Raw genomic sequence first — 20,943 nt, forward strand, 5'->3', positions numbered from 1 at the left:
CATCGGTGTCAACCTGCTGTTATCGTCAGCCAAGCGAGCAAGACGGCAGGTTGTACCGGTCCACAGGGAGGAAGTCGATGACGGACACTCGGCGAACTCCGACCATTCGAAGCGTGGCCGCGCACGCGGGCGTGTCCAAGTCGCTTGTCTCCCTTGTCCTTCGCGGATCTCCGAACGTGAGTGCGGACAAGCGGGCGGCGGTGGAGCGGGCCATCGCGGACCTGGGATATCGGCCCAATCTCAGTGCTCGCAGCTTGACACAGCAACGCACACACATCGTCGGCATCCTGGTCAACGACTTGCGCAATCCATGGTTCATCGACTGTCTCGACGGGATGAACACCGTCTTCGATTCGAACGATCTCAAGATGTTCCTCGGCGACGGTCGGCTGGACCGAAGTTCCGACGAATCTCTGCTGCACAGCTTTCTGGAAATGCGCCTCGACGGTCTCGTCCTCGTCGGCACCCGCGAACCGTCGTCCATCATCACCGAAGCCGCCGCAGCCATTCCGACCGTCGTGGTCGCGAGCCGCGATCTCGAACTACCTCATGTCGACGTCGTGGCAAACGACGATCGAGCCGGCACCGGACTCGCCGTCGAGCACCTCCTCGCGCTCGGCCATCGGCAGATCACCCACATCGCTGGATCGTTCGGTGCAGTGGCCGCCATTCGCGCGGGCGCATATCGAGAGGTCATGGAGTCGCACGGTCTCGGCTCTCGTGTCGCCGTGGAACTCTGTGACATGACGGAAGAAGGCGGGTACCGGGCGGCCGTACGCGCGCTCGCAGCACCGACGAAGCCCACCGCGCTCTACGCGGTCAACGACATTGCGGCCGTCGGGGCGATGACGGCGTGCCAGGAGCTCGGAGTTGCTGTGCCGCAGGATGTGTCGGTGGTCGGGTACGACAACACCTCCGTTGCGCAGCTCAGACACGTCTGGCTCACGAGTGTGGACAACGCGAGCGCCGACCTCGGCGTGCGCGCCGCGCGAGCGCTGCTGGCCCGCATCGACGAACCCGGATCCCCCGCCGCACTCGAACTGGTGGATCCGAGGCTTCACATCCGCGGATCCACCTCTGCCCCCATTCGCGACACGTAGCTCCCCATCGTGGGAGTTAGGTAAGGCATACTTCCGCTCCATGAAACGTGTCCTGCTCGCCGCTGCTCTGATCGCCACCGCTGTCACCGGCTGTTCGACAGACGCGCCGACGGAGTCGATCCAGGATCGCACCACCACCGTCGACCATACGTTCGGAACGACCACCGTGGCCGGAAACCCGACCAGAATCGTCACCCTGACGGCGCCGGCCACCGACGCCGTACTGGCACTCGGACTGCAACCGGTTGCGTACATGGCCGACGTCACCGGCGCACCCGACGGCCGATACCCCTGGGAGAGCGCTCTCGCCGCCGATGTTCCGCGCATCGACTCCGTCGACGGCGCCGCCCTGCCCGCGGAGCGGATCGCGTCGTACGAACCGGACCTGATACTTGCCGACTGGGGTGCGGCGACCAAGGGCGACTACGACCGACTGTCTGCGATCGCGCCGACGATCCCCCAACTCGGGACCGGTGACGGCTCGACCTACGACGGATTGACCAGGGCGCTGGGCAGAATCGTCGACAAGCAAAGCAAGGCCGAGAACGTCGTGGCGGCGGTCGACACGCGCCTGGCCGAGACGGCTACGCGATTGCCCCAGCTGAAGGACCGGACAGCGCTGCTCTCGCAATACATTCCGGCAACACAGCAACTCGTGCTGGTGGCCGATCCCGACGATTCCGCCTCGGCGTTCTACGAGAAGTTGGGGATGTCGTTGCCGGTCGTCGACGGCGACGTGACCGGCGGACGTGTGGTGACGAGTCCGGAGCGGCTCGACGTTCTGAGTTCGGATCTCGTGATCATGCTCGTCAACGGCGGTACGGCCGCCGACCTCGAGCGGTTGCCCGGGTACGGGGATCTGCCGTCCGTGAAGTCCGGCGGCATGTTCGTCACGGACTACGCCACCGTGGTGGCCCTCAACACGCCGAGCCCGTTGTCCATCGACTACGCGCTCGACCAGGTCACTCCGTTCCTCACCTCGATCGGGACGTGACTGCGCGCGCCTATCGATCCACCAGCGTCGTGTCGAAGTAGTACCGGGACGCCCGATAGACGTGGGCCCCGTACTCCACGACTTTGCCGGAGTCGTCGAAGGCGGTGCGGTTCATGGTCAGCAAGGGCGCCCGTACTTTTTCGTCGAGCAGTTGCGCTTCGTCACGCTCGGCGGCCTTGGCTCCGATGCGCTGCCTGGCCAGCCGGATGTGAACTCCTTTGGTACGCAAGGACTGATAGAGACCCTGACCTTCGAGCTCGGCAGGATCGGGCGCTAGATCGACGGGAAGATAGTTCGTCATCAGGGCGAGCGGTTCGCCTTTGGTGCTGCGGAGCCGCCTGATCGTCACGATCTCCGAGTCCGGTGACACGTTGAGCTCGCGCGCCACCTCCTCACCCGGCAACCCGACCGTGTATTCGAGCAACTTGGTACTGGGGTTCTGGCCTGCGCGAGCAAGGTCGTCGAACAGACTGGTGAGCTCGACCGGGCGATGGACCGGGCTCTGCACCACCTGCGTGCCCACACCCCGTTTACGAACCAGCAACCCTTTGTCGACCAGCTCCTGAATCGCTCGCCTCGTGGTCGGCCGCGACAGGTTGAGACGTTTCGCCAGCGCCAGCTCGTTCTCGAACCGGTCGCCCGGCGCCAACGTACCGCCGAGGATCGACCCTTCGATCGCCTGCGCGAGTTGGTAGTACAACGGCACTGGACTGGACCTGTCGAGCTCGACGGCGAGCTGCTGGCTCATACGTGACTCCGATCTGACGACGGCGCTTCCTGCTGCGACGACCCCGCGTGCCGTGGGACGAGTGTAGGTGATGGTCAACTTGATGACGTCAAGTTAGAATGTCAGGACAAACTATTGACATCCCCTGTGGCCTGGAGCACAGTATGAGCAAGCCGACCACTTCCGACGTTTGGAGCCGATGTGTCCACCCCCGCAGCACGAGCCGAAGCAGGATTCGACGTCCTCGCCATCGGGCGTAGTGGCGTCGACATCTACCCACTGCAGGTCGGAGTCGGCCTCGACGAGGTCGACACCTTCGGCAAATTTCTCGGCGGCAGCGCGGCCAACGTCGCCGTGGCCGCCGCCCGTCTCGGCCGTCGAAGCGCGTTGATTTCCGGTGCGGGTGACGATCCTTTCGGCCGCTACGTTCGCGCTGAACTCGAGCGACTCGGCGTCGACAATCGCTATGTGATCACCGACGAGAACTACGCAACGCCGGTCACGTTCTGCGAAATCTTTCCGCCCGACGATTTTCCGCTCTACTTCTACCGCAAGCCGACGGCGCCGGATCTGCAGATCCGGCCCGAGGACATCGACACCGATGCCGTGAAAGCTGCGTCGCTGTACTGGTCGACCGTGACCGGACTGTCCGAAGAGCCCAGCCGCAGTGCGCATTTCGCCGCATGGGAAGCCCGTGACCGCGCACCGCTGACGGTTCTCGATCTGGACTACCGACCGATGTTCTGGTCGTCCCCCGGCGCTGCCACCGAGCAGGTGCAGCGCGCCCTGCGCCATGTCACCGTCGCGGTGGGCAACCGCGAGGAGTGCGAAGTGGCCGTCGGGGAAACCGATCCCGATCGCGCTGCCGATGCTCTCCTCGATCTCGGACTGGAACTCGCCATCGTCAAGCAGGGCCCGCGAGGGGTGCTGGGCAAGACGAGGACCGAGCGTGTCGAGGTTCCCCCCAACACCGTCGACGTCGTCAACGGACTCGGCGCCGGAGACAGCTTCGGCGGTTCGTTGATCAACGGACTACTTGCCGGCTGGCCGCTGGAGAAGATTCTTCGGTACGCCAACGCCGCCGGAGCCATCGTGGCCTCGCGCCTCGAGTGCTCCACCGCCATGCCGACGGAAGCGGAAGTATCCGCTCTCGCGAATTCCGACGTGCCCTCTCTCGGGGACGCTGCGTCCACCACCACCTCCGGAGCCGTCAATGTCTGACACCGTCCTCGCCTCGCAGCCGGCCACCTGCGCCTCCTACGCCGAAGTCACCGCCGTGCGCGCAGCCGACCCCGGCGCCATCGAGCGAGCCTGGGCCACCCGCGCCACTCGCGAGACCATTCGCGGCAACGGCCGACTCATGATCGTCGCCGCCGACCACCCCGCCCGTGGAGCGCTCGCCGTCGGATCGCACGCCACCGCGATGAACAGCCGATCCGAGTTGCTCGACCGACTGCGGACCGCGTTGGAGAACCCCGGCGTCGACGGCGTGCTCGCCACGTCCGAAATTCTCGACGACCTGGTCCTGATGGGCGCGTTGCACGACAAGGTGGTCATCTCCTCGATGAACCGCGGCGGACTCGCCGGTGCGTCGTTCGAGCTCGACGACCGGATGACCGGAGCCACCGCGGCCTCCACGGCCAAGGCACGGATGAACGGTGCAAAGATGTTGACGCGCATCGACTTCGACGATCCGGGCACGCTGGGCACCCTGACCGCCTGCGCCAACGCGATCGACGAACTCGCGGCCGAGGGGCTGATGGCGATGGTCGAACCCTTCCTCTCCTCACGTGTCGACGGCAAGGTCACCAACAACCTGTCCGCCGACGCCGTCATCAAATCCATTCACATCGCCCAGGGCCTCGGGTCCACCTCCGCGTACACGTGGATGAAGCTTCCCGTCGTCGACGAGATGGAACGCGTCATGGACGCGACGACGCTCCCGACCCTCCTGCTCGGTGGCGACCCACAAACCGCTCCGGACGAGACCTACGCCAGTTGGGCTCGCGCACTGGAGATTCCGGCTGTCCGCGGTCTCATCGTCGGACGCACCCTGCTCTACCCGCCCGACGGTGACGTCGCAGCGGCCGTCGGTACCGCAGTCGACATGGTGCGGTAGTCGACAATGAACAGCGAGTACTACATCCCCGCGGGCAGCGGCGCCTCGGGTCCGTTCGCCACCTCGGTCACCCCGGAGTCGGCAGGCTGGACCGAGTCGACCCTGCACATCCTGAAGCTGACCCCCGGCCAGTCGGTAGACCTCACCTCGGGCGACGACGAGATCATGGTCGTTCCTCTGTCCGGCTCGGCCACCGTCACCAGCGACGGCACCAAGTTCGAACTCGCAGGACGTCATTCGGTGTTCGACGGTCCGTCCGACTTCGTCTACGTGGGCAGAGACTCCTCCTACACCGTCTCGAGCGTCGACGGCGGACGGTTCGCACTCTGCGGCGCGCGGGCGGCCGAGAAGCTCGCGTTTCGCTACGTCCCCGCCGCCGACGTGTCCGTCGAGCTCCGCGGAGCCGGGAACTGCAGCCGGCAGGTACACAACTTCGGCACCGCGGACACGTTCGAGGCCGATTCGATCATCGCCTGCGAGGTCATCACACCGGGTGGCAACTGGTCGTCGTACCCCGGCCACAAGCACGACGAGAACACCGAGCGCGAATCGGCACTGGAAGAGATCTACTACTTCGAGATCGCCGACGGACCCGACGACAGCAACGGATTCGGCTACCACCGCGTCTACGGAACGCCGGCCCGGCCGATCGAGGTGCTCGAAGAGGTGCGTACCGGCGATGTCGTGCTCGTACCGCACGGGTACCACGGGCCGTCCGTCGCGGCGCCCGGCTACCACATGTACTACCTCAACGTCATGGCCGGACCGGGCGCCGAACGCGCCTGGAACATCGTCGACGACCCCGAACACACCTGGATTCGTGGCACGTGGTCCGACCAGGACATCGATCCCCGCCTACCTCTCCACAGCAACGACCCGACCGGCCTCCGGCCTACCCGCAAAGGAGCATGACCGTGGTCTCCACCGCGCCCATCTCGGCTGACAAGACCGAGAACACCGAAAGCACAGTGCATCTCACGGTGTCGCAGGCGGTCGTGAAGTTTCTCGCGAACCAGTACGTCGAACGCGACGGGGTACGCAGCAAGTTCTTCGCGGGTGCCTTCGGCATCTTCGGCCACGGCAACGTCGCCGGACTCGGTCAGGCTCTGCTGCAGGCGGAGATCGACGCGGTCGAGGCCGGAACCGAACCCGAGCTTCCCTACGTGCTCGGACGTAACGAGCAGGCGATGGTCCACAGCGCGGTGGCGTACACGCGTCAGAAGGACCGACTGCAGACGTGGGCCGTCACAGCCAGCGTCGGTCCGGGGTCGACCAACATGCTCACCGGGGCCGCGCTCGCCACCATCAACCGACTTCCGGTATTGCTGCTCCCCGCAGACACTTTCGCGACGCGGGCCAGCTCGCCCGTACTGCAGGAGCTGGAGCTTCCGTCCAGCGGCGACGTGACGGTGAACGACGCCTTCAAGCCGCTCTCCCGCTACTTCGACCGCGTGTGGCGCCCCGAACAGCTCCCGAGCGCACTGCTCGGCGCCATGCGTGTTCTCACCGATCCGGTGGAGACCGGCGCAGCTACCGTCGCCATCCCGCAGGACGTTCAGGCCGAAGCCTTCGACTGGCCCGAATCGCTCTTCGCACCTCGGACCTGGCATGTCGCTCGGCCGCTACCGGAGAAGTCGGTGATCGCCCGTGCAGCAGAGGTCATTCGTACAGCGCGCACGCCGCTGATCGTGGCCGGCGGAGGTGTGATCTATTCCGGCGCAACCGATTCACTGGCTGTATTCTGTGCCGCGACCGGAATTCCGGTGGGGCAGAGCCAAGCCGGCAAGGGTTCGCTGCCGTACGACCACCCGCAATCGGTCGGCGCCATCGGCTCGACCGGAACCACCGCGGCCAATGCTCTCGCGACCGATGCGGACGTCGTCATCGGAATCGGTACGCGCTACAGTGATTTCACGTCCGCATCCCGCACCGCGTTCAACAATCCCGACGTGCAGTTCGTCAACATCAACGTCGCGTCCATCGACTCCGTCAAGCAGGGCGGCGTAAGCGTGGTCTCGGACGCTCGTGAGGCCCTCGATGCGCTGACGATCGCTCTCGACGGCTACCAGGTAAGCGATGATTATCGCACGCGCACAACCGAACTCGCGAAAGAGTGGGACACGACGGTCGCGTCCGTCTACCGCATCGACGACGACACGGTGCCGTTGAACCAGAACCAGGTGATCGGGCTGGCCAACACCCTGTCCGATCCCCGCGACGTCGTGGTGTGCGCCGCCGGCTCGATGCCGGGTGATCTGCACAAGCTCTGGCGCATTCGCGATCCGAAGGGATACCACGTCGAATACGGGTTCTCCTGCATGGGATACGAGGTCGCCGGCGGCATCGGTGCCAAGATGGCCGAGCCCGACCGCGACGTGTTCATCATGGTGGGCGACGGCTCGTACCTCATGATGGCCACCGAACTGGTGACCGCCGTGCAGGAAGGCGTCAAGATCATCATGATCCTGGTACAGAACCACGGTTTCGCGTCGATCGGCTCGCTGTCGGAATCGTTGGGGTCGCAGAGATTCGGCACCGACTACCGCTACCGAAGCGACAACGGGCGCTTGCAGGGCGACGTGCTACCGGTCGATCTCGCTGCCAACGCCGCCAGCCTCGGTGTCGACGTCGTTCGCGTCGACAACGCGTCGGAATTCACTCAGGCCGTGAAGGCGGCCAAGGCGAGCGACGTGAGCACCGTGATCCACGTCGAGACGGACCCCCGCATCCCGGCACCGGACTCGCAGTCCTGGTGGGACGTCCCCGTGAGCGCGACGTCGACGCTCGAGTCGACGCAAACCGCGTACGCGACGTACGAGAAGTGGAAGAAGATCCAGCGTCCGTTCCTTCGCCCCTCCGGCGCTTCGACTCGAAGCGTCGAGGGTGAGCGGTAACCGACCGGGCGAGGTGCGCCCTGCCCGGTCGCCGTTACCGCTGTCGCGCTCGAACTTCTGTGCGCACCGGCCCGGTACTTCCCCGCACGACGAGATGCGGTTCAACGACGATTTCCGTGGCTCGGAGTTCGTCGTCTTCGAGGCGCGCCACCGCGAAGGCCACGGCGTTCTCGGCCAAGCCGTCCACGTTCTGCCGGACGGTGGTGAGGTCGATGCGCGAGAGCCGCGCGATGTCGCTGTCGTCGTATCCGACAATCGAAACGTCTTCGGGCACAAGCACTCCGGCGCGATCGAGCGAATCCATCAAGCCCAGTGCGCAGCGGTCGTTTCCGGCGAGCACCGCAGTCGGCAGCGTCCCCTCGTCGAGCATGCGTCGTCCCGCCGCAGCCCCGGACGCTTCGTCGTGCGCTCCGTCGATCACGCGAACGCACTCGTCGAGACCGTGCGCGTGCATGGCATCGATGTAGGCGTCGCGCCGCACCGCGGCGCTCGACTCGGCACCCCCGCCGATGTGATGGATGGCGCGGTGACCGAGTTCGACCAGGTGCTGCACCGATTGACGAATTCCGCTGTCGTCGGCACTGCGCACGCTGTCGAACGCACTCGGGGGCGCCGGCTTGCCCACCACCACGACCACGGCGCGCTGTTCCAGCTCCTCGAGATAGCTCTGGTCCGAACCGGGACCGAGCAGAATCAGACCCTCGCATCGGTGCCCGATCAAGGACTCGATCGCGGCGATCTCGTCACGCCCCGGCGCACTCGCCGACAACAGCACCTCGTATCCGACCGTCTTGGCGATCGGGTAGATCCGCGTGACCAACTGTGCGTGGAACGGCTGCTCGACGTCGATCAGAACACCCAGAGTGCGGCTGCGACCGCGGGCCAACAGTTGCGCGGCAGCGTCCGGCCGGTATCCGAGTTCGTCCGCGATCTGCAGCACCCGCTGTCGTGTCTGCTCGCCGGCTCCCGCTTTACCGCGCAGGACGAACGACACCAACGTGCGGGAGACACCGGCCCGCGCCGCGATGTCGTCCATCGTCGGCTTTCGTGCTCGTGCTCCGGTCACCACACCTCATCTCTTGCCGTCGGGCGTGCCCGATGCTGTCACAGGGCGCTTCTTGACACCCATGGTGATCCAGCTCATAGTAGTACTCACGCGCGTTACTTAAGCGCGTTAGTCCACTACCTACGGCAACCAGATTGGCGCCTCATGCCCTCCACGACGAAGTCGGGAAGTCGGTTCCTGACCAAGCTGACAGTGATCTCCACCCTCGGTGGCCTGCTGTTCGGCTACGACACAGGCGTCATATCGGGCGCCCTCCTCTACATGAAGGACGACCTCGGGCTCAGCGCGTTCGGCGAAGCCACCGTGGTCAGTTCGCTGCTGTTCCCGGGCGCTGCATTCGGTGCGCTCCTCGGCGGTCGCCTGTCCGACGTACTCGGCCGCAAGCGAACCCTGTTGGTCTGCGCAATGTTGTTCCTCGTCGGCGCGCTCGGATGCGCCGTCGCACCAAACGTCGAGGTCATGGTCGCCGCGCGCATCATCCTCGGCCTCGGCGTGGGAGCCGCCGCCGTCACGTGCCCGCTGTACCTCGCCGAGATGGCGCCGGCCGAACGGCGCGGACGCATGGTGACGATCAACGAACTCATGATCGTGACCGGGCAGATGCTCGCCTTTGCCATCAACGCCGCCCTCGACGCCGTCATCCAGGATCCCCACGTCTGGCGGTACATGCTCGCGGTCGCCACCATCCCCGCGATCGCGCTCTTCGTGGGCATGTTCGCACTTCCCGACTCGCCTCGGTGGTACGCCGCACAAGAGCGGCTCGGCGATGCCCGCGCCGTGCTCGTCCAGAGCCGCCCCGCCTCCGACGTGGATCGCGAGCTCACCGAGATCGCCCAGAACGCCGAACGCGAACGCAACGAGGACCGCGGCGCCGCAATCCGCTACCTGCACTACTACCCCTGGATGCGACGTCTGCTCTGGACCGGCATCGGCCTCGCCGTCGTCCAGCAGGCCACCGGCATCAACTCCGTCAACTACTACGCGCCGACCATCCTCGAAGAATCCGGCCTCGGCGTCAGCGCCTCGCTGGTGAGTACCATCGCCGTCGGCGTGACGTCCGTGATCATGACCATCGTCGGAATCGTCCTGCTCGGATTCGTCTCTCGCCGCCGCATGCTCACCATCGGCTTCGTGGGCGTCGCCACCTCGCAAGCCGCGCTCGCCCTCGTGTTCCTGCTGCCGCAATCCGACTTCCGCAGCTACGTCATTCTTGCGGCCATGATGGTGTTCGTCGCATTCGTACAGTGCTTCATCGGCACCTGCGTTTGGCTGCTGCTCTCGGAGATCTTCCCGCTTGCCATCCGTGGATTCGCCATGGGTATCGCGGTGTTCGTACTCTGGTCCACCAACGCCGCCATCTCGTTCCTGTTCCCGGTCGTCAACTCCGCCCTCGGATCGACCGGAACCTTCGGAATCTTCGTGATCATCAACATCGCATCCATCGTCTTCGTCCGAAAGTACGTCCCCGAAACCAAGGGCCGCACCCTCGAAGAACTCGAAGACCAGTTCCGCGACTCCGAATTCGTGCCCGCAGACCACGAACACACGACCTCCGCTTGATTCACACCGCACAACCACTACTTCTCGAAAGGTATCGACAATGAGCAAGATCCTCGTAGGTTCCGCACCCGACTCCTGGGGCGTGTGGTTCCCCGACGACCCGGGACAGACGCCGTACGGTCGATTCCTCGACGAGGTGTCCGCATCCGGATACGAGTGGATCGAGCTGGGCCCCTTCGGGTATCTGCCCACGGACCCGCAGAAGTTGCTGGACGAGTTGGGTTCTCGCAACCTGAAGCTGTCCGCGGGAACGGTCTTCGAGCACCTGCACCAGGACGACGCGTGGGATGCGGTCTGGACGCAGATCGAGGACGTTGCCAAACTCACCGCGGCGGCAGGCGGCAAGCACGTCGTGGTCATCCCGGAGATGTGGCGCGATCCCAGCACCGGCGCCGTACTCGAAGACCGAAACCTGACCACCGAACAGTGGCGCAAGAAGACCGAAGGCATGAACGAACTCGGTAAGCGCATGTTCGAGCAGTACGGCGTCAAGGCGCAGTACCACCCGCACGCCGACTCGCACGTCGACACCGAGGAGAACGTGTACCGCTTCCTCGACGGCACCTCCAGTGAGTTCGTGAACCTGTGCCTCGACACCGGACACATCAGCTACTGCGGCGGAGACAACATCGCCATCATCGAACGCGCACCCGAGCGCATCGGCTATCTGCACCTCAAGCAGGTCAACGAAGAGGTCCGGGCCAAGGTCGCGGCCGAGGACCTGCCCTTCGGCGAAGCCGTCAAGCTCGGCGCGATGACCGAACCGCCTCTCGGTATTCCGGACATGCCGCCGCTGCTCGCCGCCATCGAGAAGTTGGACATCGACGTCTTCGCGATCGTCGAGCAGGACATGTACCCGTGCGACGTCGACGCGCCGCTGCCCATTGCCCAGCGCACCCGTAAATACCTGGGGTCCTGCGGGATTCCATCCGTCCGATTCAGCTGACCCGTAGGAGACCTTCCACAATGTCCAACGAACTTCGCAGCACCGAACTTCGCATCGCAGTACTGGGCGTCGGCATGATGGGCGCCGACCACGTTCGCCGCATCACCGGTGCCATCGCCGGCGCCCGCGTCGCCGTCATCAACGACTACGACAGCTCCAAGGCCGAGGCGCTTGCCGCCACCATTCCCGGCTGCCGCGTGGTGGGCGACCCGATCGACGCGATCGCAGATCCCGACGTCGACGCAGTCCTGCTCGCCACCCCCGGCCCGACGCACGAGAAGCAGCTTCTCGCGTGCATCGAGCACGGCAAACCGGTGATGTGCGAGAAGCCGTTGACCACCGACGTCGAGACCTCCCTTGCGGTCGTCAAGGCCGAAGCCGAGCTGGGCAAGAAGCTCATCCAGGTCGGTTTCATGCGCCGGTTCGACACCGAGTACGAGCAGCTCAAGGCCCTGATCGTGGCGGGTGAGCTGGGCCGACCGCTGGTCGTACACTGCGCGCACCGCAATCCGGCCGTTCCGCCGCACTTCGACAGCGCCATGATCGTCAAGGACTCGCTCGTCCACGAGGTCGACGTCACCCGGTTCCTGCTCGACGAAGAGATCACCTCGGTGCAGATCATCAAGCCGTCCGCCAATCCTGCTGCGCCGCAGGGCCTTGCTGATCCACAGATCGCTCTGTTCTCGACGGAGTCCGGCAAGCACGTCGACGCCGAGGTGTTCGTCACCACCGGTGTGGCTTACGAGGTTCGCACCGAGGTGGTCGGCGAACTCGGTTCCGCGATGATCGGACTCGACGTGGGTCTGGTTCGCAAGACCGCGCCGGGCACGTGGGGTGGGCAGATCACCCCGTCGTTCGTCGAGCGCTTCGGTCAGGCGTACGACTCCGAGATCCAGCGCTGGGTCGACGCCGTCGTCGCCGGAGCCGAGACCGGCAACTACATCGACGGTCCGGGTGCGTGGGACGGATATGCCGCAGCCGCCGTGTGTGCCGCCGGAGTGAAGTCACTCGAATCCGGCGAGCGGGTGGCGGTGGACATGGTGCAGCGCAGCAGCATTGCGGGAGCGTGAGATGAAGATCGCGCTCGATCCCACCCCGTTCCATCACGACTATTCGTTGCTCCAACTTCCGGGCGTCGTGGCCGATCTGGGATACGAATGGATGCAGCTGACGCCGCACGTCGACATGATCCCGTTCTTCAACCACCCCAAGGCCGACGACGACTTGGTGGGAAAGTTCAAGAAGGCGTGCTCGGACGCGGGCGTCGGGATCGCGTCGGTGCTGCCCGTTCTGCGGTGGTCCGGTCCCGACGAAGACTCCCGCGAAGCGGCCGTGCGGTACTGGAAACGTGCCATCCAGATCACGGTCGATCTCGGTGTGCACGTGATGAACACCGAGTTCAGCGGCCGGCCGGAGAAGGCGGAAGAATCCGAGCGCGCGTTCTACCGGTCGATGGAGGAACTGGTTCCGATCATCGAGCGTGAAGGAATCGACGTCAGAATCGACCCGCATCCGGACGATTTCGTCGAGGACGGCCTCGCCGCCATCCGTATGATTCGTGGAGTCAATTCCAAGAACATCGGCATGGTGATCGTCGCGTGCCATCAGTTCCACATGGGGGGCAACCTCGCCGGGATCATGGAAGCGGCCGGTGACCTCGTTCGGCTCGTGCACGTCGCCGACACGATGGATCATCATCGCTCGCACGGACTCCGGTACATCACCAACCCGCCCGGCAACGCGGTCCGCGTCCACCAACACCTCAAGATCGGTGACGGCGACGTCGACTGGGACCAGTTCTTCGGCGGCCTCGGCAAACTCGGTTTCTACGACCGCGACGACACCGTCATGGTCTCGAGTGTTTTCGCCGAGAACGAGAACGCGCACGAAGTCTCGCGGTACCAACTCCAGACGATGAACGAGTACGTCTCCAAGCATTCCCCGTCCTGACAACTAAGGAATCCACATGAGTCCCAACACGATCGCTCACTGGCTCGACGGTAAGCCGTTCGCCGGAACCTCCGACAAGACCGCTCCCGTCACCAACCCCGCCACCGGCGAGGTCACCGGCGAGCTCGCCCTCGCCAACCTCGACGACGCACGCGCCGTCATCGACGCTGCCGCCGCCGCATTCCCCGCCTGGCGCGACACCTCTCTCGCCAAGCGCACCCAGGTGCTCTTCAAGTTCCGCGAACTGCTCAACGCCAAGAAGGGCGAACTCGCCGAGATCATCACCAGCGAGCACGGCAAGGTTCTCTCCGACGCACTCGGCGAGATCAGCCGCGGCCAGGAAGTCGTCGAATTCGCCTGCGGCATTCCGCATCTGCTCAAGGGCGGCTACACCGAGAACGCCTCGACGAACGTCGACGTGTACTCCATCCGCCAGCCCCTCGGACCCGTCGGCATCATCTCCCCCTTCAACTTCCCCGCCATGGTCCCCATGTGGTTCTTCCCCGTCGCCATCGCCTGCGGCAACACCGTCGTGCTCAAGCCCTCGGAGAAGGACCCCACCGCCAGCATCTGGCTCGCCGAACTGTGGGAGGAAGCCGGCCTGCCCCCCGGCGTGTTCAACGTCCTGCAAGGCGACAAGCTCGCCGTCGACGAACTGCTCGAGAACAAGAAGATCAAGTCGATCTCCTTCGTCGGCTCCACCCCCATCGCGCAGTACGTCTACTCCACCGGCACCGCCAACGGCAAACGCGTCCAGGCCCTCGGCGGAGCGAAGAACCACGCCATCGTCCTGCCCGACGCCGACCTCGACCTCGCCGCCGACGCCATGGTCAACGCCGGCTTCGGATCCGCCGGTGAGCGCTGCATGGCCATCTCCGCGCTCGTCGCCGTCGGAAACATCGCCGACGACCTCGTCGCCAAGATCGTCGAGCGCACCACCCCGCTCGTCACCGGCGACGGCACCCGTAACTCGGACATGGGTCCACTGGTCACCAAGGCCCACCGTGACAAGGTCGCCTCCTACGTCGACGCAGGCGAAGCCGACGGCGCCACCATCGTCGTCGACGGTCGCGGAGTGAAGGCCGACGGCGGGGACGACGGTTTCTGGCTGGGCCCGACGCTGATCGACAACGTCAAGACCGACATGTCCATCTACACCGACGAGATCTTCGGACCCGTCCTCTCCGTGGTGCGCGTCGACACCTACGACGAAGCGCTCGAGCTGATCAACGCCAACCCGTACGGCAACGGCACCGCCATCTTCACCAACGACGGCGGCGCAGCGCGGCGGTTCCAGAACGAGGTCGAGGTCGGCATGATCGGCATCAACGTCCCGATCCCGGTTCCCATGGCGTACTACAGCTTCGGCGGCTGGAAGAACAGCCTCTTCGGCGACACCCACGCCCACGGCACCGAAGGCGTCCACTTCTTCACCCGCGGCAAAGCCGTCACCAGCCGCTGGCTCGACCCCAGCCACGGCGGCATCAACCTCGGCTTCCCTGAAAACAGCTGAGCCCTGAAAACAGCTGAGCCTGCTCGACACGCCGAACGCCCCCGTCGCTCATCCGACGGGGGCGTTCGCTTACCCTTCTTCCACGATGAGACACTCGATCGCCGCCGCGCTCGCCACGTCCGCGATCCTGCTCGGCCTCGCGGCACCTGCCGCGGCCCAACCTCCCGAAACGTCGGTCACGTCAACACCATTCACGACGCCCAACACGGACAACTGCCCGAATCGCACCAGCCCGCCGCCGGCCATCGACTCGTCCGAAGTTCCCGAACCGGGTCGAACGGTCCCGTCTCCGGCGCCGGTTCCCGCCGACGCGGTGGGAGGTCCCGAACTCGACGCGTGCGGCGTCGTCACGGCCACGGGCACCCCTCCGCTTCCGGCAGACATCTCCGCCACGGCGTGGGTTCTGTCCGACCTCGACACCGGCGACGTGATCGCGGCGAAGGACCCGCACGGCCGCTACCGTCCGGCGAGCACCATCAAGACACTGTTGGCGCTGGTCGCCCTGAAAGAACTCGATCTGAACGCATCCGTCACCGGCACTGCCGAGGACGCGCAGGCGGAAGGAAGTGCCGTCGGCATCGGCAAGGGTGGGGTCTACACGATCCGTCAGCTGATGCAGGGGTTGGTGATGGCGTCCGGCAACGACGCGGCGCACGCCATTGCCGTGCAACTCGGCGGTGTGGACGTCGCCGTGCAGAAGATGAACGACGAAGCAGCCGCGCTCGGCGCCCTGGACACCCGTGTCGTCACCCCGTCGGGACTGGACGGCCCCGGTATGTCCTGCTCGGCGTACGACCTGGCGCTCATCTTCCGAGCTGCGATCGCGGATCCGACGTTCGCCCAGCTGATTTCAACGGAGTCGGTTCCGTTCCCCGGCTATCCCAAGGACCCGGCAGTTCCGGACGACAAGGACCACCCCGGGTTCACGCTCGCCAGCGACAACCAGCTTCTGTACAACTACGACGGCGCACTGGGTGGCAAGAACGGATACACCGACGACGCCCGCCAGACCTTCGTCGGTGGGGCGCAGAAGAACGGGCGCCGGCTGGCGGTCAGTGTGATGGACGCGGACGTGCTTCCGATCCGGCCCTGGGAACAGGTTGCACGACTGCTGGACTACGGCTTCGCGCTCCCCGCCGGCACGTCGGTCGGGACGCTGGTCGACGCGAACTCGGTTTCCGACAGGGCGGTGACCAAGACGGCAACCCCGTCGTCGCCGACCTCGACCGCGGTGCCGAACCGACCTCTGGCTTCGGGTTCGGACTCCGCCGACGGGGATCTCGCGGTGCGGGTGGGCGTCGGCATCGTGGCCCTGATCGCGGTCGGCGGCTTGCTCACGTGGGCACGTAAGTTGTCCCGGCGCTAGGCCCGCAGAATTGCCCTGACAGGATCGTTCTGTGCCGAATCCCATCACCATGCCCGAGCATCGTCTCCGCATCGCCGAGCACGCCACGGGTTTCATGCCCACCGACGAGGGGCTCGGGTTGTTCGACGCCACCGTCGCTCACCTCGGTGACGGTGTTGCCGTCGAAATCGGAAGCTACTGCGGCAAATCCACCGTGTTCCTCGGCAGCGCAGCCGAGATCACCGGTGGCCGTGTCGTCACGGTCGATCATCACCGTGGCTCGGAAGAACATCAGGTGGGGTGGGAGTATCACGACACGACCCTCGTGGACCCCTCGGACGGGAAGTTCGACACCCTCGGCCGATTCAGACGGACGATCTCCGAAGCGGAACTCGACGACACCGTCATCGCGATCGTCGGGCGATCCGGTGCAGTCTCGTCGTTGTGGAACACGCCCATCGACGTGTTGTTCATCGACGGCGGTCACACCGACGAGGCGGCGTCCACCGATTTCGAGGGGTGGTCTCCGTGGGTGAAACCCGGTGGCGCGCTGCTGATTCACGATGTGTTCCCCGACCCGAACGACGGTGGTCAGGCGCCGTACCGGATCTATCGGCGAGCTCTCGACAGCGGCGATTTCGCGGAGAAAACCGTGGTCGGGTCACTTCGGGTCCTGATCCGCACCTAGCGGAAGATCTCGCTGCCGGGTGTGGCCCCGCAGAGGACGTCGGCCGCAAGAATGACCGCCGCGGTAGTCCACGTGGTGCGCTCGACCGGCCACCGTTTGCCGTCCGAGTACACCAGACCGGTCCAGTACGCACCGTCCGGATCGCGGAGATGCTGCATGTTGGCGAACTGCTCCACGGCGTGATCGCGTCGCCCGACCGCATCGAGGGCCATCACCAACTCGCATGTCTCCGCCCCGGTGACCCAGGGTTGGTGGTCGACACACTTGATGCCGAGGCCGTCGACGACGAAATCGTCCCACCGCTGATCGATTCTCTCGACTGCGGCGCTGCCCCGCAGCGCCCCGGCGAGGATCGGGTAGTACCAATCCATCGAATGCGCGGGTTTGGTGACGAACGCGTGCTCGTGATGACGGAGGACTGCCCCGAGCCGGTCCGCCGCGATCTCCCACTCGGGCCGCGGGTCGGACAGGTGTTCCGCCATGGCGACCGCGCACCTCAGGCTGTGAAAAATGCTCGAATTGCCGGTCAGCAGAGCAGCTTCCGCGCGTCCATTCGGTCCGGCCGCCCATGCGATCTCACCACGGTCACTCTGGAAGTCGAGCACGAAGTCGATCGCCGCCGCCACGGTCGGCCACATCCGTGCGAGAAAGTCCTCGTCGCGGGTGATCGAAAAATGGTGCCAGACACCGACTGCCACGTACGCGCAGAAGTTCGTGTCCGATCCCGCGTCCTCGACGACGTCTCCGCGGTACTGCATCGGCCATGACCCGTCGGCACGTTGCTCTCTACGCATCCATTCGTACGCGCGGGTCGCTTCCTCCCGCAGGCCGACGACGGACAACGCCATAGCGGACTCCACGTGATCCCACGGATCGGTGTGACCGGTGGGTGACCACGGGATGGCGCCGGACCGTTCCTGCACCGCAGCAATGGATTCGGCGCTACGGATTGCGTCGTCGGTGCTCAGAACACCGGCGACCTCCGGTACGTCCACACGGCGCATGCTATTCGGTCGGCTTTCTGAGGTAGATGACGACACTCTTGCCGATCACCGGGTTGAGAACCCGCTCGAGGGTGCGCGAGACTTTCGGCGCTTTCATCATGTCCCACACCAGGAACGAGTGGTACTTGCGGACGAGGACGTTGTTCTCCTCGTTCACCCCGACCGCGCACTTGATCCACCAGTACGGGGCGTGGAGGGCGTGCGCGTGGTGACGGTGAGTCTCGACCAGACCGGCAGCCGTGAGCGACGCGGCCAGTTCGTTGGCACGGTAGATCCGCACGTGCCCACCCTCGTTCGCGTGGTACTGATCCGACAGCGCCCAGCACACCCGCTCCGGTAACCAGCGGGGGACGCTCACCGCAACGGTGCCTCCGGGCTTGACCACGCGAGCGATCTCGGAGATCGCATCGGCGTCGGACGGGATGTGCTCGAGCATTTCGGACACGATCACTCCGTCGAAGTGTCGGTCCGGAAAGGGAAGGGCCAGTGCGTCTCCCGATACGACCTCGGCGTCGGTGCCGACCGGTATCTCGCCCGCCTCGCGCATGGCGGTGAACATGTCCGCGACCGTATCCAGCTCTTCCTTGTTCTGATCGAAGGCGACAACGTCGACGCCGCGACGCGCGAGTTCGAACGAATGGCGCCCAGCTCCGGCGCCGATGTCGACGACCGTCTGCCCCGCCCGAAACCCGAGACGGTCGAAATTCATTGTCAGCATTGTTCACTCACCTTATTGTTCACTCACCTTATTGCTCACTCACCTTGCGATAGCAGTCGACGGTTGCGGATGCGACCGCGGGCCAGCTGAAGTTCTCGACAACGCGGGCACGGCCTCGCTCCCCCATTCGGGCACGTCGGTCGTCGTCGCCCAGCGCTCGGGTCAGGGCCACCGCCAGCGCGTCGCTGTCTCCCGGCGGCACCAGGTCGGCGCACGCTCCGTCGTCACCCACCACCTCCGGAATTGCCCCCGTACGGCTGACCACCAGCGGGGTCCCGCAGGCCATCGCCTCGATCGTCGGCAACGAAAAGCCTTCGTACAAGGAGGGAACGCAGGCAATCTCGGCGGATCCGAGAAGCGCCGCCAGTTCGTCGTCGTCGAGATCGGTGGGCGTGTGCACGATGTCGCCGATGCCGAGTTGGTCGATGAGGCGTCCGGTCGGTCCTTGCGGGTCGAACTTCGATACCAACTGCAGTTCGACGGTCCGTTCCGTTCGCACCTTGGCCACGGCTTCGAGCAGGTGCCGGACGCCTTTGAGCGCAACGTCGGCCGAGGCGATCGCGACGATGCGTCCCGCGACGCGCGGCCCGGTAGGCGGTCGGAACGTCTGAGTGTCGACACCCAACGGCACAACGTCGATAACGCTGCGATCGACGTCGAACGCGTCCACTGTGTCGGTTGCCGACGACGACGACACCGTCAACACACGGGGAATGCGTTTCGCGACACGCTTCTGCATGGTGAGAAACCCGTACCACCGCAGAACCGTGACTTTGCGGAACCACGGCGCCGCGGCCAAGTCCACGCTGCGGTCACGAGTGATGGGGTGATGGATCGTGGCGACCAGAGGCAGCCCACGCCGACGCAGGAACAGCAATCCGTATCCGAGCGACTGATTGTCGTGCACGATGTCGAAGTCCTGCAGTCGAGTTCGCAGCAACCGCGCCGCGCGGAGGCTGAAGGTCAGCGGTTCGGGGAATCCCGCCGTCCACATCGTCAGCACCTCGAGAACGTCGATCCAGTTCCGGATCTCACCGGGCCTCGGGGTCCGGAAGGGATCGGGCTCACGGTAGAGATCGAGACTGGGAACCTTCGTCAGAATCACGCGCGGATCAAGGTCCGGGTACGGCTGTCCAGAGAACACCTCGACGTGATGGCCGTCGTCGACCAGTGCCTTGCTCAGACGTGAGACGTAGACACCTTGGCCACCGCAGTGCGGTTTGCTGCGGTAGGACAGTAGAGCGATGCGCACATGCGTGACTTTCTCCCGGTCGAACGTGAATGTGTGATGTTCTCAGCGCCGCAGTCGGTCTCGCAGACCGCTCAGACCAACCGCCGCAAGCAGACCGGCTCCGACGACCGCGGCGACACCGGCCCCGGACAGTCCTTCGCGGACCTCCACGCGCGGGGCGATGATGGCCGAGTCGGGCGGTGGGGTGTGCGCGAGCGCCAGGTTCTCGTGCGACGTCGCGGCCCAGGTGGTGCAGAAAAGCAGGAGCCGTGACGTGATGAAGACGAAGACCAGCAGACCGATGATGGGTCCGAACGCCACGCCGGCGGGGCCACTGGTGACCGACGCGAGGTAGATGGCGCCGACCTGCTTGAGTACCTCGAAGGCCACCGCGGCGATCAACGCGGCGCGCACTGCGCTCCTCGCCGTGACCGGTTCACGCGGCAGCCTGGCGATTACCCAGATGAACACCGCCCAGGTGGCGACGATGGACACCAGGATCGACACAACCCGGACGAAGATGCCGACGCCCACGATGTTGTCGACGTTCAGCAACTCGAGGATGCGGTCGGTGATGCCACTGCTACCCAGAGCGGACAGTGACAGCGACACGGCCAACGCGAGCCCGAGCCCGATCAGGGCGCCGAGGTCCTTCAGCTTGGTCACCAGAAAGTTCGAGCGCTCGTGCTGGCTCTCCCACATCGCAGTGAGCGCTTCGCGCAGGTTGGCCATCCACCCCAGCCCGGCGTACAGGGCGCCCACGAGGCCGATCACGCCCACGCTGGTACGCGACTCGATGGCCGTTTCCACGAGGTCGCTGATGGTGGTGCCGAAGCTACCCGGGACGTTGTCGGCGATCGCGGTCTGCAACTGGTCGAGGAGGTCCGGCCGTGAGCTGAGCACGAAACCCACGATCGCGAAGGCGACCATCAGCAGCGGCACCAACGCCAGAATGCTGAAGTACGTGATGCCGGCGGCGTAGTAGTCGCCTTTCTGCTGGGTGTACACCGAACCCGCTCGAACCGCGTGGTCGAGCCAGGGCCAAGCCTTGCGGCGTCGGTCGAGGATGGCGGCGAAGTCGGGCATCT

19 protein-coding genes are annotated in these 20,943 nt (G+C 65.3%); 13 read left to right on the forward strand and 6 right to left on the reverse strand.

What is annotated here, in order from left to right; translation table 11 throughout:
- Positions 1-77: 77 nt before the first annotated feature.
- Both IEW02_RS14720 and IEW02_RS14725 read left to right on the forward strand, forming a co-directional pair.
- On the forward strand, positions 78-1,100 hold the full coding sequence (locus tag IEW02_RS14720) for a LacI family DNA-binding transcriptional regulator (RefSeq protein WP_188545602.1): 1,023 nt from the start codon (positions 78-80) through the stop codon (positions 1,098-1,100).
- 40 nt (positions 1,101-1,140) lie between these two features.
- A complete protein-coding gene (locus IEW02_RS14725; protein ID WP_188545603.1) occupies positions 1,141-2,094 on the forward strand; it encodes an ABC transporter substrate-binding protein in 954 nt (317 codons plus the stop codon).
- A gap of 10 nt (positions 2,095-2,104) precedes the next feature.
- On the opposite strand, the gene IEW02_RS14730 is transcribed toward IEW02_RS14725, so the two are convergent.
- Positions 2,105-2,842 (reverse strand): GntR family transcriptional regulator, encoded by a 738-nt coding sequence (locus IEW02_RS14730; protein WP_188545604.1) that lies wholly within the window; start codon positions 2,840-2,842, stop codon positions 2,105-2,107.
- Between the two features lie 180 nt (positions 2,843-3,022).
- Here IEW02_RS14730 and iolC point away from each other — a divergent pair, with 180 nt between their 5' ends.
- The 4 genes from iolC to iolD are packed head-to-tail and all read left to right on the forward strand — an operon-like array spanning position 3,023 to position 7,834.
- Positions 3,023-4,042, forward strand: a complete 1,020-nt coding sequence (gene iolC, locus IEW02_RS14735) for a 5-dehydro-2-deoxygluconokinase (protein ID WP_188545605.1) — start codon at positions 3,023-3,025, stop codon at positions 4,040-4,042.
- Complete coding sequence (locus IEW02_RS14740; protein ID WP_188545606.1) at positions 4,035-4,940, forward strand: Cgl0159 family (beta/alpha)8-fold protein; 906 nt, start codon at positions 4,035-4,037, stop codon at positions 4,938-4,940. The genes iolC and IEW02_RS14740 overlap by 8 nt, the downstream gene beginning before the upstream one ends.
- Positions 4,941-4,946: 6 nt before the next feature.
- Positions 4,947-5,852, forward strand: coding sequence for a 5-deoxy-glucuronate isomerase (gene iolB, locus IEW02_RS14745; RefSeq protein ID WP_188545607.1), 906 nt, complete (start codon positions 4,947-4,949; stop codon positions 5,850-5,852).
- Positions 5,849-7,834 (forward strand): 3D-(3,5/4)-trihydroxycyclohexane-1,2-dione acylhydrolase (decyclizing), encoded by a 1,986-nt coding sequence (gene iolD, locus IEW02_RS14750; RefSeq protein ID WP_188545608.1) that lies wholly within the window; start codon positions 5,849-5,851, stop codon positions 7,832-7,834. Before iolB ends, iolD begins: the two co-directional genes overlap by 4 nt.
- Before the next feature lie 34 nt (positions 7,835-7,868).
- Here iolD and IEW02_RS14755 read toward each other — a convergent pair whose 3' ends face one another.
- On the reverse strand, positions 7,869-8,870 hold the full coding sequence (locus IEW02_RS14755) for a LacI family DNA-binding transcriptional regulator (RefSeq protein WP_188546133.1): 1,002 nt from the start codon (positions 8,868-8,870) through the stop codon (positions 7,869-7,871).
- Positions 8,871-9,044: 174 nt separating this feature from the next.
- Here IEW02_RS14755 and IEW02_RS14760 point away from each other — a divergent pair, with 174 nt between their 5' ends.
- The 7 genes from IEW02_RS14760 to IEW02_RS14790 all read left to right on the forward strand — a co-directional run bounded on the left by IEW02_RS14760 (position 9,045) and on the right by IEW02_RS14790 (position 16,902).
- Positions 9,045-10,460, forward strand: coding sequence for a sugar porter family MFS transporter (locus IEW02_RS14760; RefSeq protein ID WP_188545609.1), 1,416 nt, complete (start codon positions 9,045-9,047; stop codon positions 10,458-10,460).
- A gap of 40 nt (positions 10,461-10,500) precedes the next feature.
- Positions 10,501-11,406, forward strand: a complete 906-nt coding sequence (locus tag IEW02_RS14765; RefSeq protein ID WP_188545610.1) for a sugar phosphate isomerase/epimerase family protein — start codon at positions 10,501-10,503, stop codon at positions 11,404-11,406.
- 20 nt (positions 11,407-11,426) lie between these two features.
- Positions 11,427-12,476 carry a Gfo/Idh/MocA family protein gene (locus IEW02_RS14770; RefSeq protein ID WP_188545611.1) on the forward strand — a complete coding sequence of 350 codons (1,050 nt, stop codon included), beginning with the start codon at positions 11,427-11,429 and terminating at the stop codon, positions 12,474-12,476.
- A gap of 1 nt (position 12,477) precedes the next feature.
- Positions 12,478-13,356: a sugar phosphate isomerase/epimerase family protein gene (locus IEW02_RS14775; RefSeq protein WP_188545612.1), complete on the forward strand. Its 879-nt coding sequence runs from the start codon at positions 12,478-12,480 to the stop codon at positions 13,354-13,356.
- 16 nt (positions 13,357-13,372) lie between these two features.
- A complete protein-coding gene (locus IEW02_RS14780) occupies positions 13,373-14,869 on the forward strand; it encodes a CoA-acylating methylmalonate-semialdehyde dehydrogenase (RefSeq protein ID WP_188545613.1) in 1,497 nt (498 codons plus the stop codon).
- Positions 14,870-14,954: 85 nt separating this feature from the next.
- Positions 14,955-16,235 carry a D-alanyl-D-alanine carboxypeptidase family protein gene (locus tag IEW02_RS14785; RefSeq protein WP_188545614.1) on the forward strand — a complete coding sequence of 427 codons (1,281 nt, stop codon included), beginning with the start codon at positions 14,955-14,957 and terminating at the stop codon, positions 16,233-16,235.
- A gap of 49 nt (positions 16,236-16,284) precedes the next feature.
- Complete coding sequence (locus IEW02_RS14790) at positions 16,285-16,902, forward strand: class I SAM-dependent methyltransferase (RefSeq protein ID WP_188546134.1); 618 nt, start codon at positions 16,285-16,287, stop codon at positions 16,900-16,902.
- Here IEW02_RS14790 and IEW02_RS14795 read toward each other — a convergent pair.
- Genes IEW02_RS14795 through yhjD form a run of 4 tightly spaced genes read right to left on the reverse strand, consistent with a single transcriptional unit; the run spans position 16,899 to position 20,941 of the window.
- Positions 16,899-17,906, reverse strand: a complete 1,008-nt coding sequence (locus tag IEW02_RS14795; RefSeq protein ID WP_188545615.1) for a prenyltransferase — start codon at positions 17,904-17,906, stop codon at positions 16,899-16,901. The two genes, IEW02_RS14790 and IEW02_RS14795, sit on opposite strands and share 4 nt — an antisense overlap.
- 1 nt (position 17,907) lies before the next feature.
- Positions 17,908-18,624 (reverse strand): class I SAM-dependent methyltransferase, encoded by a 717-nt coding sequence (locus tag IEW02_RS14800; protein WP_188545616.1) that lies wholly within the window; start codon positions 18,622-18,624, stop codon positions 17,908-17,910.
- 28 nt (positions 18,625-18,652) lie between these two features.
- A complete protein-coding gene (locus IEW02_RS14805; RefSeq protein ID WP_188545617.1) occupies positions 18,653-19,876 on the reverse strand; it encodes a glycosyltransferase family 4 protein in 1,224 nt (407 codons plus the stop codon).
- Between the two features lie 42 nt (positions 19,877-19,918).
- Positions 19,919-20,941, reverse strand: a complete 1,023-nt coding sequence (gene yhjD, locus IEW02_RS14810; protein ID WP_188545618.1) for an inner membrane protein YhjD — start codon at positions 20,939-20,941, stop codon at positions 19,919-19,921.
- Positions 20,942-20,943 lie beyond the last annotated feature (2 nt).

This window comes from Rhodococcoides trifolii, assembly GCF_014635345.1.
Lineage (GTDB): Bacteria > Actinomycetota > Actinomycetes > Mycobacteriales > Mycobacteriaceae > Rhodococcoides > Rhodococcoides trifolii.

Excerpts from the sequence above, each read along its gene's own strand:
- IEW02_RS14720 (WP_188545602.1), top strand. The coding sequence starts at position 78 with ATGACGGACACTCGGCGAACTCCGACCATTCGAAGCGTGGCCGCGCAC.
- IEW02_RS14725 (WP_188545603.1), top strand. The coding sequence starts at position 1,141 with ATGAAACGTGTCCTGCTCGCCGCTGCTCTGATCGCCACCGCTGTCACC.
- IEW02_RS14730 (WP_188545604.1), bottom strand. The coding sequence starts at position 2,842 with ATGAGCCAGCAGCTCGCCGTCGAGCTCGACAGGTCCAGTCCAGTGCCG.
- IEW02_RS14740 (WP_188545606.1), top strand. The coding sequence starts at position 4,035 with ATGTCTGACACCGTCCTCGCCTCGCAGCCGGCCACCTGCGCCTCCTAC.
- iolB (WP_188545607.1), top strand. The coding sequence starts at position 4,947 with ATGAACAGCGAGTACTACATCCCCGCGGGCAGCGGCGCCTCGGGTCCG.
- iolD (WP_188545608.1), top strand. The coding sequence starts at position 5,849 with ATGACCGTGGTCTCCACCGCGCCCATCTCGGCTGACAAGACCGAGAAC.
- IEW02_RS14755 (WP_188546133.1), bottom strand. The coding sequence starts at position 8,870 with ATGGACGACATCGCGGCGCGGGCCGGTGTCTCCCGCACGTTGGTGTCG.
- IEW02_RS14760 (WP_188545609.1), top strand. The coding sequence starts at position 9,045 with ATGCCCTCCACGACGAAGTCGGGAAGTCGGTTCCTGACCAAGCTGACA.
- IEW02_RS14765 (WP_188545610.1), top strand. The coding sequence starts at position 10,501 with ATGAGCAAGATCCTCGTAGGTTCCGCACCCGACTCCTGGGGCGTGTGG.
- IEW02_RS14770 (WP_188545611.1), top strand. The coding sequence starts at position 11,427 with ATGTCCAACGAACTTCGCAGCACCGAACTTCGCATCGCAGTACTGGGC.
- IEW02_RS14775 (WP_188545612.1), top strand. The coding sequence starts at position 12,478 with ATGAAGATCGCGCTCGATCCCACCCCGTTCCATCACGACTATTCGTTG.
- IEW02_RS14780 (WP_188545613.1), top strand. The coding sequence starts at position 13,373 with ATGAGTCCCAACACGATCGCTCACTGGCTCGACGGTAAGCCGTTCGCC.
- IEW02_RS14785 (WP_188545614.1), top strand. The coding sequence starts at position 14,955 with ATGAGACACTCGATCGCCGCCGCGCTCGCCACGTCCGCGATCCTGCTC.
- IEW02_RS14790 (WP_188546134.1), top strand. The coding sequence starts at position 16,285 with ATGCCCGAGCATCGTCTCCGCATCGCCGAGCACGCCACGGGTTTCATG.
- IEW02_RS14795 (WP_188545615.1), bottom strand. The coding sequence starts at position 17,906 with ATGCGCCGTGTGGACGTACCGGAGGTCGCCGGTGTTCTGAGCACCGAC.
- IEW02_RS14800 (WP_188545616.1), bottom strand. The coding sequence starts at position 18,624 with ATGCTGACAATGAATTTCGACCGTCTCGGGTTTCGGGCGGGGCAGACG.
- yhjD (WP_188545618.1), bottom strand. The coding sequence starts at position 20,941 with ATGCCCGACTTCGCCGCCATCCTCGACCGACGCCGCAAGGCTTGGCCC.